11 protein-coding genes are annotated in these 13,390 nt (G+C 57.6%); 7 read left to right on the plus strand and 4 right to left on the minus strand.

Features of this window, described 5'->3' with window-relative positions; genetic code table 11:
- Positions 1-7: 7 nt before the first annotated feature.
- The 7 genes from rpsA to MHY24_RS04765 all read left to right on the plus strand — a co-directional run bounded on the left by rpsA (position 8) and on the right by MHY24_RS04765 (position 8,191).
- Positions 8-1,468, plus strand: coding sequence for a 30S ribosomal protein S1 (gene rpsA, locus MHY24_RS04735; RefSeq protein ID WP_023021654.1), 1,461 nt, complete (start codon positions 8-10; stop codon positions 1,466-1,468).
- 297 nt (positions 1,469-1,765) lie between these two features.
- Complete coding sequence (locus MHY24_RS04740) at positions 1,766-3,817, plus strand: glucose PTS transporter subunit IIA (RefSeq protein WP_239228541.1); 2,052 nt, start codon at positions 1,766-1,768, stop codon at positions 3,815-3,817.
- A gap of 81 nt (positions 3,818-3,898) precedes the next feature.
- Positions 3,899-4,498, plus strand: a complete 600-nt coding sequence (gene coaE / locus MHY24_RS04745; protein WP_239228543.1) for a dephospho-CoA kinase — start codon at positions 3,899-3,901, stop codon at positions 4,496-4,498.
- 90 nt (positions 4,499-4,588) lie between these two features.
- Positions 4,589-4,951, plus strand: a complete 363-nt coding sequence (locus MHY24_RS04750) for a DUF4259 domain-containing protein (protein ID WP_204609227.1) — start codon at positions 4,589-4,591, stop codon at positions 4,949-4,951.
- 40 nt (positions 4,952-4,991) lie between these two features.
- Entirely contained in the window at positions 4,992-7,085 is a 2,094-nt protein-coding gene (gene uvrB, locus MHY24_RS04755) for an excinuclease ABC subunit UvrB (RefSeq protein WP_239228544.1), read from the plus strand.
- A 129-nt stretch (positions 7,086-7,214) separates the two neighbouring features.
- On the plus strand, positions 7,215-7,667 hold the full coding sequence (locus MHY24_RS04760; protein ID WP_005323274.1) for a universal stress protein: 453 nt from the start codon (positions 7,215-7,217) through the stop codon (positions 7,665-7,667).
- 83 nt (positions 7,668-7,750) lie between these two features.
- The gene (locus tag MHY24_RS04765; RefSeq protein ID WP_204609222.1) at positions 7,751-8,191 is read left to right on the plus strand and encodes a universal stress protein; all 441 of its coding nucleotides are present in this window, start codon (positions 7,751-7,753) and stop codon (positions 8,189-8,191) included.
- A 67-nt stretch (positions 8,192-8,258) separates the two neighbouring features.
- On the opposite strand, the gene MHY24_RS04770 is transcribed toward MHY24_RS04765, so the two are convergent.
- The 4 genes from MHY24_RS04770 to MHY24_RS04785 form a co-directional block, all read right to left on the minus strand.
- Positions 8,259-9,275 carry an App1 family protein gene (locus tag MHY24_RS04770; protein ID WP_204609220.1) on the minus strand — a complete coding sequence of 339 codons (1,017 nt, stop codon included), beginning with the start codon at positions 9,273-9,275 and terminating at the stop codon, positions 8,259-8,261.
- Positions 9,276-9,295: 20 nt separating this feature from the next.
- The gene (locus MHY24_RS04775; RefSeq protein ID WP_204609218.1) at positions 9,296-11,521 is read right to left on the minus strand and encodes a UvrD-helicase domain-containing protein; all 2,226 of its coding nucleotides are present in this window, start codon (positions 11,519-11,521) and stop codon (positions 9,296-9,298) included.
- Between the two features lie 163 nt (positions 11,522-11,684).
- Positions 11,685-12,701, minus strand: coding sequence for a DoxX family protein (locus MHY24_RS04780; RefSeq protein ID WP_239228545.1), 1,017 nt, complete (start codon positions 12,699-12,701; stop codon positions 11,685-11,687).
- 77 nt (positions 12,702-12,778) lie between these two features.
- Positions 12,779-13,381, minus strand: a complete 603-nt coding sequence (locus tag MHY24_RS04785; protein WP_204609214.1) for an MBL fold metallo-hydrolase — start codon at positions 13,379-13,381, stop codon at positions 12,779-12,781.
- Between the last annotated feature and the right edge of the window lie 9 nt (positions 13,382-13,390).

The following is a 13,390-nucleotide window of genomic DNA, read 5'->3' on the forward strand; positions in this document are numbered from 1 at the left end:
TTTCAATATGCCATCTTCTAACACCCCGCAGGTTGCGATTAACGATATCGGAACCGCAGAGGACTTCCTCGCAGCTGTAGACGCCACCATCAAGTACTTCAACGATGGTGACATTGTCGAGGGTACCGTCGTCAAGGTTGACCACGACGAGGTACTGCTGGACATCGGATACAAGACCGAAGGCGTTATCCCTTCCCGCGAGCTGTCCATCAAGCACGACGTCAACCCGGACGAGGTTGTTGAGGTCGGCGATGAGGTTGACGCACTTGTTCTCACCAAGGAGGACAAGGAAGGTCGCCTGATCCTGTCCAAGAAGCGTGCACAGTACGAGCGCGCATGGGGCGCCATCGAGGAGCTGCAGGCCAAGGAAGAGCCTGTTACCGGTACCGTTATCGAGGTTGTCAAGGGCGGCCTCATCCTGGATATCGGCCTGCGTGGCTTCCTGCCTGCATCCCTCGTTGAGATGCGTCGCGTCCGTGACTTGGAGCCGTACATCGGCCAGGAGCTGGAAGCAAAGATCATCGAGCTGGACAAGCAGCGCAACAACGTTGTTCTGTCCCGCCGTGCGTACCTGGAGCAGACCCAGTCCGAGGTTCGCTCCGAGTTCCTGCACCAGCTGCAGAAGGGCCAGGTCCGCAAGGGCGTTGTTTCCTCCATCGTCAACTTCGGCGCCTTCGTCGATCTCGGCGGTGTCGACGGCCTGGTTCACGTTTCCGAGCTGTCCTGGAAGCACATCGACCACCCATCTGAGGTTGTCACCGTTGGCGACGAGGTAACCGTTGAGGTTCTGGACGTTGATCTGGACCGCGAGCGCGTTTCCCTGTCCCTGAAGGCTACCCAGGAAGATCCGTGGCGCGTATTCGCCCGCACCCACGCTGTGGGCCAGATCGTTCCGGGCAAGGTCACCAAGCTCGTTCCGTTCGGCGCCTTCGTCCGCGTCGAGGAGGGCATCGAGGGCCTGGTTCACATCTCCGAGCTGGCTCAGCGCCACGTCGAGGTTCCGGACCAGGTTGTCACCGTTGGCCAGGAAGTTATGGTCAAGGTCATCGACATCGATCTCGAGCGTCGTCGTATCTCCCTGTCCGTTAAGCAGGCAGACGAGGACTACACCGAAGAGTTCGATCCGTCCAAGTACGGCATGGCTGACTCCTACGACGAGCAGGGCAACTACGTCTTCCCTGAGGGCTTCGACCCTGAGACCAACGAGTGGAAGGAAGGCTTCGACGAGCAGCGTCAGGCTTGGGAGGCACGCTACGCAGAGTCCGAGCGTCGCTTCAACCTGCACACCGCTCAGATCGAGCGCAACCGCGCCGCAGCCGCTGAGGCTGCTGAGTCTGCAGAGTCCTCCAACTACTCCTCTGATTCCTCCGATGCAGCTCCGGCATCCGAGACTCAGGCAGAGGTTGGCGGCTCCCTGGCTTCCGACGAGCAGCTCGCTGCACTGCGCGACAAGCTCGCTGGCAACTAAAGCTTCCGCTTAGTTTCCGCTAAGCCTTAGGGCTTGGCTCACGGCCGCGCCCACTTCATCACCTAGATGGGGTGGGCGCGGCTTTTGTGATCTTTTAGACAGTTTGTGCAATCGTTTGCCCGGATGATCGTTGCCTCTAGGTGGTTGACCAGCGGTGAAGCACTCCCAGGTAGAAAAAGTCCCTGGAAGGCCAACAAAACGGGCTTTTGTTCATGTGGGAATCCTCTTATACTCAAACCTGACGTTATAGCCAGTGCAGTACTGGTTATAAGTGGTATTTGAACTGAGGAGTAAGAAGTGGCATCTATTAAGGACACTTCCACCCACATCGTTGAAAGTATCGGCGGTGCCGACAACATCACGTCGCTGACGCACTGCGCGACGCGCCTGCGCTTCCAACTTGCCGATGCGGGGAAAGTTGACCAAGAAAAGCTCGATAGCGACCCAGCGGTGCTTGGTACCGTGCCCCAGGGTGCTCACGGCTACCAGGTAGTCATGGGCGGCGGCGTTGCTGACTACTACAACGAGATCATCAAGCAACCCGGTGTGCATGCTTCTGGTGACAAGGAGGCGTCCTCCAAGAAGGAGTATGACGGTGTTCGCGGTAAGTATGACTGGGTAGATTACTGCTTCGAGTTCCTTTCCGATACCTTCCGCCCCGTCCTATGGGCTTTGCTGGGCGCCTCGCTCATCATCATGCTTCTCATTCTGGCGGACACGGCACACATCCAGGATTTCCGCGCACCGCTGGAGGAGCAACCAGAAGGCTTCCGCCTGGCTCATGCCATGTTCCAGTCGGTCTTCTATTTCTTGCCCGTAATGGTCGGTGCGACCGCGGCCCAAAAGCTGGGCGCGAATATGTGGGTCTCCGCAGCTATTCCCGCGGCACTTTTGACCCCCGAATTTATGTCGCTGGGTGAGCAAGGCGATACCGTCAACGTATTTGGCCTGCCGCTGGTCATCAATTCCTACGGCTCCCAGGTATTTCCGCCCATTTTGGCCGCAATCGGCCTGTACTGGGTGGAAAAGGGACTAAAGAAGATCATCCCGAGTGCAGTTCATATGGTCTTCGTGCCGTTCTTCTCCTTGCTCATTATGATTCCGGCAACGGCCTTCCTGCTCGGCCCGTTCGGCATTGGTGTAGGCAATGGCATTTCCTGGGTCCTGTACCAAATCAATGATTTCTCGCCTTTCATCCTGGCTATTGTCATTCCGCTGCTGTACCCATTCCTCGTTCCGATGGGCCTGCACTGGCCGCTGAATGTCATCATGATTCAGAACATCGCAACTTACGGCTACGACTTCATCCAAGGCCCGATGGGCGCATGGAACTTCGCCTGCTTCGGCGTTGTTGGCGCAGTCATGGTTATCTCCTTTAGGGAAAAGAACAATGCCATGCGCCAGGTTTCTATCGGTGCCTTCGCAGCGGGCATCCTCGGTGGCGTGTCTGAGCCTTCCCTCTATGGCATCTTGTTGCGCTTCCGCCGCAGCTACTACCGGTTGCTGCCAGGTTGTGCGGTAGGCGGCGCAATCATCGGTATCTTCGATGTCCGCGCTGAGGCCTTCGTCTTTACTTCTGCGTTGACCACTGGCGCTATGACGCCGCAGCTGGGCTACGTACTTGGTATCACGGCTGCATTCCTTACCTCTTTCTTCCTGACCCTGTTCTTCGGCTACCGCACAGCAGAAGAAAAGCAGGCAGACTTGGAGCGCATCGCCCGCGAACAGGGCGAATCTGTGGATGACGTAGCTGCTCGTTCGGAGTTTAAGTCCACCAAGGCCGACAAGGGAGAGTCCTCGAATGCGGGTGGCGCCGTTGCTGCCAGCGCTGCGGGCACTGCTGCTACTGGTGTTGCCGCCAAGCAGGCTGGCAAGGAGGACATCGTGTTGGATTCCCCTCTGGAGGGCGAGGCAGTTGACCTTTCGGAAGTCCCAGATCCTATCTTTGCTGGGGCAAAGCTAGGGCCTGGCATGGCAGTCCAGCCAACTGGCACTACCGTCTATGCGCCTGCCGACGGCAAGGTGCTCACCGTTCAAAAGTCCGGCCATGCGGTAGGCCTAAGCCTCGACAACGGCGTGCAACTGCTCATCCACGTAGGCCTCGATACCGTGGAACTGGGCGGCGAAGGCTTCGACGTGCACGTGGAAAAGAAGCAACGCATTTCCGCGGGCGATAAGTTGATTAGCTTTGACCCGGAATTCATCCGTTCCAAGGGCTATAACTTGATTACTCCGGTCGTAGTTACCAACGCCACCAAGTTTGGCGCGGTCTCCGGCGAAGCCGGCCAGGTCACTCCGAATGATGAGTTGCTCCGCATTCCTCCGAAGCCGGAGGAAGCAGCGGAATAAAGAAACGCTGACACCTATAGCGACAGAGGAACCCCGCACCAACGCGTATGGCGGGGTTCCTTTTCGCGTAGGGTGGCTGCCATGAAACTCATTGGCCTTACAGGCGGAATTGGCAGTGGCAAGTCAACAGTTGCAACGCTCTGCCGTGAACGAGGGTGGCGCGTGGTAGACGCCGATGGCATTGCGCGCGACGTCGTCACGCCCGGGCGGCCTGCGTTAGCGGAGCTGGCGGCAGCATTCGGAGAAGATATCCTCTTGGCGGACGGCAGCCTCAACCGCAAAGAATTAGCTCGGCGAGCCTTTGTGGATAAGGAACATACCGAGTTGTTGAACTCCATTACCCATCCACGCATCCAAGCGGAAACGCAGCGCCAATTCGAGGAGGCACGTGAAGAAGGCTATGACTTTGCCGTTTACGATATGCCGCTATTGGTGGATAACGGTTTAGACAAAGACATGGACTACGTCATCGTGGTCGACGTGGCCGTCGAAGAGCGCGTCCGTCGCCTCGTAACTTCACGCGGGCTGGAAGAGGACGATGCGCGACGTCGCATAGCAGCGCAGGTAACGGATGAGGTAAGACTAGCCGCGGCCACGCACGTCATTGACAACAACGGCACGCTGGAGCAGCTGCGTGCGCGAGCGGCCGAGGTCATGAACCGTATAGAAGCGGAGTCATAGACGCGGGGTCACCCAAACTTTAACCGTTGGGTGGTTAGAGTTTACGCAGTTTCGAAGTTGCGTTAACTTTCGCGTCTTAAGCTACTCGCCGTGGGAACGTGGGATACTGGGCCTTTTGATAATCACGCAGCGCGAGAACTGCTCGCTAGCTTGCGTGATGGCTCTTTCGATCTCAAAGCCTTTCAGAAGTCATGTGCCGAAGAGCCCATGGACTCCGATGACGCAGAAACCATGATCGCACTGGGCGCCTTGTTGAAGCTGAAAGCTGATGCGCTGCCGGAAGGAATCCACCGCGAGGCTCTTGCGCCCCTGTATACGCCGCAGTCTAAAGCGTGGCTGCGCCGCCGCATTAATAGTGCGATGCGACCAGAGACGTCTTCTGTTTATGCGCTGTGGGAGACCACCGGCGAGCTGGAAGAGTGGCTGCGCACCGCGCAGGACTCCTTGCCGTGAACATAGCTAGCCGCGCCATATAAGCAGTAGAGTAGTGGGCATGGCTTTTGCTGCTGAACATCCTCTTATTCCAAATTCCGAGCACCGCGTCGTCAGCGAGGTCGAGCGCACCCCAGGTGAGTTTCAGGTTGTCTCTGAATACGAGCCGGCCGGCGACCAGCCCGCTGCTATTGCAGAGCTCAATGAACGCCTCAACCGCGACGAGCGCGATGTCGTACTCATGGGTGCTACCGGTACAGGTAAGTCCGCCACCGCTGCGTGGTTGATCGAAAAACAGCAACGGCCCACGCTGGTAATGGCACCAAATAAGACTCTGGCAGCGCAGCTAGCGAACGAGCTACGTCAACTCTTGCCGCATAACGCGGTGGAGTACTTCGTTTCTTATTATGACTACTACCAGCCAGAGGCTTATATTGCGCAGACGGATACCTATATTGAAAAGGACTCGTCCATCAACGAGGACGTAGAGCGCCTGCGCCACTCGGCTACTTCGGCCCTGCTGTCCCGCCGAGACGTGGTGGTTGTGTCCTCCGTGTCGTGCATTTATGGCTTGGGTACCCCGCAGTCCTATTTGGATCGCTCAGTCATTATTTCCGTGGACGAGGAGTTGGACCGAGACCGATTCCTGCGTTTGTTGGTGGATATCCAATACGAACGCAACGACGTGGGATTTACCCGCGGTACATTCCGTGCCAAGGGCGACACGGTCGATATCATTCCGGCTTATGAGGAACGCGCAGTGCGCATTGAATTCTTCGGTGATGATATTGATTCTCTCTACTACATTCACCCCGTCACTGGCGATGTCATCGAGGAAGTAGACGAGGTGCGTATCTTCCCCGCGACCCACTACGTGGCAGGACCCGAACGCATGGAAAAGGCCGTAGCCGCCATCAAAGAGGAATTGGCCGAGCGCCTCGAAGACCTAGAAAACCGCGGCAAACTGCTTGAGGCACAACGACTTCGCATGCGCACCGAATACGATCTAGAAATGATCGAGCAGGTAGGTTTTTGCTCCGGCATCGAGAACTACTCCCGCCACGTCGATGGCCGTCCGGCCGGCTCCGCACCGGCAACGCTGCTGGATTACTTCCCCGAGGATTTTCTCACCATCATTGACGAGTCCCACGTCACGGTCCCACAGATCGGCGGCATGTTCGAGGGAGATATGTCCCGCAAGCGCAACCTGGTGGAGTTCGGTTTCCGGCTGCCCTCCGCAGTGGATAACCGCCCGCTGACCTTTGATGAGTTTGAACAGCGTGTGGGACAAACCGTCTATATGTCTGCCACCCCAGGTGACTTTGAACTTACGTCCTCGGACGGTGAGTACGTGGAGCAGGTGATTCGCCCGACTGGTCTGGTGGATCCGAAGGTTAACGTCAAACCCACTAAGGGCCAGATTGATGACCTTATTGATGAGGTACGCACCCGCATTTCGCAGCAAGAGCGTGTACTGGTGACTACGCTGACTAAGCGCATGGCAGAAGACCTCACCGATTACCTGCTGGAGCAGGGGATTAAGGTGCGCTACTTGCACTCGGATATCGATACCTTGCAGCGCGTCGAGCTCTTGCGGCAATTGCGCCTAGGCGAGTTTGATGTGCTGGTGGGCATTAACCTTCTGCGTGAGGGCCTTGACCTCCCCGAGGTATCGCTCGTTGCCATCTTGGATGCGGACAAGGAAGGTTTCTTGCGCTCTACCACCTCGCTCATCCAGACCATTGGCCGTGCTGCCCGTAACGTCTCTGGCGAGGTGATTATGTATGCCGATAAAATCACCGATTCCATGCAAGAGGCAATCGAGGAGACGGAGCGACGCCGCGAAAAGCAGATAGCCTATAACAAGGAACATGGCATTGACCCGCAGCCTTTGCGGAAGAAGATTGCCGATATCCTTGACCAGGTCTATGAAGACGGCGGGGAAGAGGAGACCAACTCCGACCCCTCTGCAGTGGTGGAGAAGCGAGACATTTCCAGCATGGCTACCGATGAGGTGCAGGCGCTTATCGACGACCTCTCGGCCCAAATGGGGGCCGCCGCGCGCGAGCTCAAATTCGAATTGGCTGGACGCCTGCGCGATGAGATTGCTGATCTAAAGAAGGAATTGCGTGGATTGAAGGAAGCGGGAATTTAGTTTTCTCCCCCTGAAAGTGATGATTGGCTCCGCGGGTACTTTTCTAAAGGGCTGCGCTAGTTATACTGGATAAGTGCCAGAAGCGCCGTTTAGTTGTCACTGTGAAGTAGTTCAACTGCAAGGAGAATAATGCTTACCTATAAAAACATTGCCGTCGGCACCGATGGCTCTGAAACCTCCCTGCGCGCGGTCCGCGCTGCGGCGTCCATGGCACGGGCGTACGACGCCAAGCTGATTATTATCTCAGCTTTTTATAACCACGCTGGATCCATGCTTGGTGCTCCGAGGGGCGACGAAGCCGGTCTGCCCGTTGTAAGTGAGGACATGGCCGGTACCTACCTGACCAATGCCACCCGTATCGCCGAGTCGGAGGGTGCGGAACACATTGAAATCGTAGGGAAATCTGGAGACCCAGTAAAAGCCTTGTTGGAAGTAGGCCAGGACTATGACGTGGACCTGTTCGTGGTGGGAAACCGCGGCGTGAATTCCGTTCGTGGTCGAGTCTTCGGTTCTGTCCCAACGGAACTGACCCACAAGTCAAAGGTAGACGTCGTCGTAGTTAATACCAGCGAGAAACGTTAATCATTTTTCGTTGTTACACTGGCAGTAATGCCTCTGTAGGCTAAATAAACACTCCGGGTACACACCCACAAAGAAAGGTCATCATGAGCGACTACAACACGATCGTTGTCGGTACTGACGGTTCTAAGTCTTCTCTCCTCGCTGTAGAGCGAGCTGCTAAGATTGCTGCCGCATTCGATTCCAATCTGATTATCGGTTGTGCTTACTACGAAAACCAGGAGCAGGCTTCCAAGACCCTGCGCCAGGATTCCGTAACCATTTTGGGCGATGAGAAGGCGGAGGCAAACCTCAAGGATGCTAAGGCACACGCTGAGAAGTTCGGCGCTTCCAAGGTAGAAACCGCTGTTCGCCCGGGCACCCCAGTGCAGGCCCTGATGTCCATCGTCAACGATAACGATGCTGACCTGCTTATCGTGGGCAACCGCGGCATCAACTCCCTGACCGGTCGCCTGCTGGGCTCCGTGCCGGCAGACGTTGCTCGCCAGTCTGACTGCGATGTAATGATCGTTCACACCGTCAGCTAACTGCGGTGATTAAAACCCGCCTTGGTCTTATTGGAAGGCCAAGGCGGGTTTCGTCGTTAAGCGCAGCTTACTCCGCAGGGTGTGCAGCGTCGAATGCGGCGGCAATGGCGTCGCCGTTCGCGCCCTGAATCAAAGGGATAGAGAAGTGGCCCTCCTCATTGGCATCAGCCAAAGGGCTCAGGGAGCCGTGGGAGAGCAACTGCTCTTGCGGGCTCAGATTGCGGATGAGCACAGAGTGGATCCGGTCCGGATGCTCATTGGCCACATCGCCGTAGGTGAGCGGATCATGCTGTCCGTCATCGCCAATGAGAATCCATTGCATATCCGGGTAAGCAATGAGCAGATTGCGCAGCTGAACACGCTTGTGCTCCTGACCGCTGCGGAAAAGTCCCGTTTCCGTTGGGCCCCAGTCCGTCAGCAGCATGGGACCCGTGGGGAAACCATGGTGAGACAGGAATTTTTTGAGCGAGCCAAAGGTATTCCAAGCGCCCGTAGAAAGATAAAACACTGGGGCTTGGGGGAAGCGCTGCTGTAGCTGAGCATAGAATTCGGCCATTCCGGGAACCGGCTGTCGCTTGCTAGGGCGCTTAGCCCAGGAATTCCACGCCGCGGTGAGTGCGCGCGGCAGCCACGTGACAAGCACCGTGTCATCGATATCGCTAACGATGCCGATCTTGGCCGCCGGATCAACGATAAGTAGTTGGACCTCCACGGCATTCGCGTTTGCGGCCTCGATTGTTGCCGTATGCCATCCGGGCTCTAATCCGTGGTCATGGATTAGTAAGTCAATGTATCCGTTGCGGTCAGTGGTGCCGGTGACAGTCTTTTCCCCAATAGTCACCGAAACGTCATGGTGTCCTACTTGAATGGTAAGAAACTGCTGGTAGCCGCGCTCACCCCACGTATCCCTCTTGCCTTCATCAGGATCATGCATCAGTACGCGGCCGAAGATTCTCACCTGATCGGTGGTGCCATAACCTGTATATCCCACAATCAGGGGCTGCCATCCACGCCGTTTGGAGCGCTTCAAAGTAATGGAGTTAAGTGAGCTTTCAGCTTTGCGCATGATGTCAGATAAGGCCATGGCATAAAGCTTACGGGAGCCTAAAGAACTTCGCCGCAGTCACCAACGAGCGTGAGGGATTGAGTAGCACGAGTGATGCAGACATAGAGGTTTTGCAATCCCTGTGGGGAGGCATCCACGATGCGCTGCGGATCGAGCACGACCACGTGGTCAAACTCGAGGCCCTTGTAGCGCTCCGCCGTGGCGGCGTCAATAACCGCTGTGAGCCTGCCGTCCTCTTCGCTGTGTACTCCAGGGGTGTAGGTGCCCTGCTCAAGCCGGCGCACCTGTACCCCATCACGGATGGCTGTCGCCGGAATGGCGTCAGGGTTAATCATTTCCAAAAGTCCATTGGCCAATTCCGTAATGGGCTGCGGGGTGCGATAGTTGACGGTTAAGAAGTGGTGACGGAAGCGTTGAGCCACGAAGGGCTCGAGGGCCTCGCCCCAGTCATCAACACCTGCCGGGGAACCAGTCTGGGAGGTATCACCCACCAAAGTCATCCACCGCGAAGGGCAGCGGCGGAAGAGCATTCGCCACTCCATAGGTGTTAATTCCTGGGCTTCGTCCACGATGATGTGACCATAAGCCCACGTATGATCTTCGCGGGCGCGTTGGGCAGTGGTGCGCTTATCGCGTACCTCCTGGCGGTGCGCCAAGGTTTCGGCGTCGATGACATCGTGGGCAGAGAGGATTTCTGCTTCAAACATGTCATCGTCGTTATCTGTGGACTCGGAGGAAGACAAGATATCCAATGCGTCTTCCGCATCCGCCACTTGCTCGCGCCACGCGGCGTCATCGGCTGCCTTCTTTTCTTCAGGGTTGGGTAGGCCGATGAGGACGGCAAGCTCGTCTAGCAAGGCCGCATCCGAATCCGTCCATGCTCGCCCCTCTGCACGGTAGAGCGCTTCTTGGGTTTCCTCGTCATATCCGTGCGCGGCAGAAGCGATGCGCTCGCGCGAGGAGACTAGAGCAGCAAGTACATCGGTGGGGTGTAGTTCGGGCCAAAACTCATCGATCAAGGCAGTAACGGCCGCGTCCTCAGCAAGGTCATCGTGGAATTGATCGATATCGGCGCGCGACAGGAGATTCTTTCCGCCAAGCGGATCGGCACCGACCTTTTCTGCCATTTGCTGGGCAAGGTCCTCTACGAGGTGCTCGATGAAGGCACCACGCGCCTCATTGTGCGGCTTGCGCGAGCGCCGTGCACGTGTGCGGGCGCTTTTCACCATGTGTGGTGTGACGCTTAAGGTAAGGCCGTCGACGGTCAGCTCGCGAGGGGCGTCGGGAAGCAACTGGTAGTCCTTGACCGCAGTGGAGAGGATTTCCACCATGGCGTCGCTGCCCTTGATTTCCCGAGCCACGAGGTCTTCTTCGTGGTCCGGCTCAATTCCAGGAAAGAGCCCGCCGATGGTGGAGAGCACCACGCCGGTCTCGCCCAGTTCTGGGAGCACGCGCGAAATATAGTCCAAGAAGCTGCTATTGGGGCCGACGATAAGTACGCCGGTGGCAGAAAGTAGCTCGCGGTGGGTATAGAGCAGATAGGCAACGCGGTGCAGCGCAACTGCGGTCTTACCGGTGCCGGGGCCGCCTTCTACTACCATCACCCCGCGGGTGTTATCGCGGATAATCTCGTCCTGCTCCCGCTGAATGGTCTCCACAATGGAAGCCATGTGGCCCGTGCGGGCTCGCTGCATGGCGTGATAGAGAGCGGATTCGCTCGCTACGCCGGCCTCTTCTTCACGCACGCCGGGGCCAGCAAGGACTTCATCATGAATGCCAGTGACGGTGCGCCCCTTGGTGCGGATTTGGCGGCGGGTGTGCACGCCTTCTGGCTGGGCGGTAGTAGCGAGATAGAAGGGCCGTGCCATGGGGGCACGCCAGTCAAGCAGTAGCGTGCGATAGTCCTCTTCACGCGCATCGAGCCCCATGCGGCCGATGTAGCGGCGGTCTAGGCCTTCCGGGGTGGGATTGTCACCTGGGGCATCGATGTCGATGCGGCCAAAGACCAAACCCATCTGTGCCACATTGAGACGATCCAGCTTGGCTTGGAGCCCGTGGTATTCCGTTTCGCGGCGTACCAAGGCATCCGCGTCCGGGGTGGAGGGATCTACGTCCGCCTGCACCTCATTGAGCCGTTCATTTGCAGCAGCCACCTCATCGTCGAGGCGGGAGAAAAGGCCGTCCACATAATCTTGCTCCGTAGCGATGGCTTCGCGCTCCGAGGAACCTGCGGCCGCCGCGTGCTTTTGGGATGCTGAGTTCACGTGACTCCTTGGTGATTGGACGTTGATGGGGTGGAAGGTGCCGGGCACGCTGTCCGGCGAGGGGGAGAGATGAGTTTAGACCCTGCTGTGACAAAGAACAACGGCCCAGCATAAGGCTGGGCCGTTGAGTCATCGCCGAGATACTCGGCCGAGGAAGATGTGGCTACTTAGAGCGCTTTTCCAGCTTCTTGATAGCTGCCTCAATCTTCTTATTTGCCTCCTGCTGTAGCTTGTCAGCGTGCTTGGAGGCCTTCTTGTTTGCGCGCTTGGACTTGGCGCCATCCAGCTTGGCGACGGCCTTGTCGGCGCGTGCCTGAGCCTTGGTAGCTGCCTTCACAGCACGGGTACGGGCGATGTCGCGATTAGCCTGTGCGGTCTCGAGCCAGTCACCCTTATTGTCTTCAACGTACGTCTTGGCGTTGTCGACCGAGTCCTCGATGAAGGACTTGGCGTTGCCCAGCAAGCCGCGGCCAGACTCCTGCCAATCGTCCTTGTTGTCCTCTACGTAGGTCTTGGCATCGTCAACATAGGACTTTGCAGTATCCAGCAGACCGCGGCCGGTGGACTGCCAGTCATCCTTGTTGTCGTCTACATAAGCCTGTGCCTTGGCAGAGGTCTCATTGATCCAGTCGCCGGCCTTGGAAGACAGCTCGTTAGCACGGGCAGAGAGCTCTTCGCGCTTCTGCTCGGATTCAGACTTGGTAGGCAGTGCCTGCTGAATCTTCTCATTCGTGCGCTTGCCGGCCTTCTGTGCGCGCCAACGCAGGGAAGGCTTGCCCTCGGTGTCCTGGGTAGCGATAAACAGGGCGCCGAGCAAAGCGGTGTTGGTAACGAAACCGTTGCGGCGGGATTCCTTGTCTTCCTTGTTGTCTGCTGCCCAGAAGTTGTTCTTGCCAATCAGGTTAGGCAGGGTAGCGGCGGCCAGAACCGCAGCGGAAGTGCGCGGTGCCTTGCCCAGAGCCAAGGTGGAGCTGGCGCCTACCTTCGCGCCGCCAATGGCGCGGGTAACTAGTTCTGGGTCATTGGGGATGTAGCCCTGGTACTCAGAAGGAACGGCCTTGCGCACGGTCTTGAGGAAACCCTCGGTTTCCTTCACGTGCTCGGACGCGTTGCGCAGGTTGTCTACGCCTTCCCATACAAATACGGATGCCAGCATGGGGCGGGCAAGCTTGCGAATCATAGTCCTTAAAGCTCCTTAGCTCGTTGTTCTAGACCTATCGTGTGCTAGACCATTGTACGCGGAAATTCGCCGTTGGATCACCAGCGGCGTTCCCACCAGTCACCAAGCTTGGGGCGCTCCTCGCCCAAGGTCGTGGACTTGCCGTGTCCCGGGCGCACGATCGTATTGTCGGGGAACTCATCAAAGATGCGCGCGGTGACGTCCTTATATAGGCGTACGAAGTCGCCCTCAGAGGTGGTCTTGCCCAAGCCGCCGGGGAAGAGGGAATCGCCTACGAAGAGGTTGGTGACGCCATCGATGCTTGCAACAAGTGCCGCCCCGCCTGGGGTGTGGCCGCGCAAGATAATGATGGGGAGCTGAAGGCCCGCGAACTCGATGGAATCGCCCTCGCGCAGCTCTACGTCTACCTCAGCTGGGATGGCGGGGGAATCGAGGAAAGAGGCGTAGTGAGTAGCGCCAGTTTCGGACAAAATCTCCTCGAGTGCGCGCACGTGGTCCCAGTGGCGGTGGGTAGTAAGCACCGCGGTGATTTTCACTCCGGCCTTGCGGGCCATGTCGAGGATTGCGGGGGCGTCATCGGCGGCGTCGACAAGCAAGCCCTCTTCGCCCGCCTGTAGGAGGTAGCAGTTATTGTCCATCTCGGAGACGGAGATTTGATGTAGCTGAAGCTCGTTAGTCATGTGTCCTAG

Origin of the sequence: Corynebacterium sp. ACRPQ, assembly GCF_022347225.1 — a bacterium.
Classification (GTDB): Bacteria; Actinomycetota; Actinomycetes; order Mycobacteriales; family Mycobacteriaceae; genus Corynebacterium; species Corynebacterium tuberculostearicum_D.

Coding starts and splice junctions, on each gene's coding strand:
- rpsA (WP_023021654.1), top strand. CDS start 8: ATGCCATCTTCTAACACCCCGCAGGTTGCGATTAACGATATCGGAACC.
- coaE (WP_239228543.1), top strand. CDS start 3,899: ATGAAACTCATTGGCCTTACAGGCGGAATTGGCAGTGGCAAGTCAACA.
- uvrB (WP_239228544.1), top strand. CDS start 4,992: ATGGCTTTTGCTGCTGAACATCCTCTTATTCCAAATTCCGAGCACCGC.
- MHY24_RS04760 (WP_005323274.1), top strand. CDS start 7,215: ATGCTTACCTATAAAAACATTGCCGTCGGCACCGATGGCTCTGAAACC.
- MHY24_RS04765 (WP_204609222.1), top strand. CDS start 7,751: ATGAGCGACTACAACACGATCGTTGTCGGTACTGACGGTTCTAAGTCT.
- MHY24_RS04770 (WP_204609220.1), bottom strand. CDS start 9,275: ATGGCCTTATCTGACATCATGCGCAAAGCTGAAAGCTCACTTAACTCC.
- MHY24_RS04780 (WP_239228545.1), bottom strand. CDS start 12,701: ATGATTCGCAAGCTTGCCCGCCCCATGCTGGCATCCGTATTTGTATGG.
- MHY24_RS04785 (WP_204609214.1), bottom strand. CDS start 13,381: ATGACTAACGAGCTTCAGCTACATCAAATCTCCGTCTCCGAGATGGAC.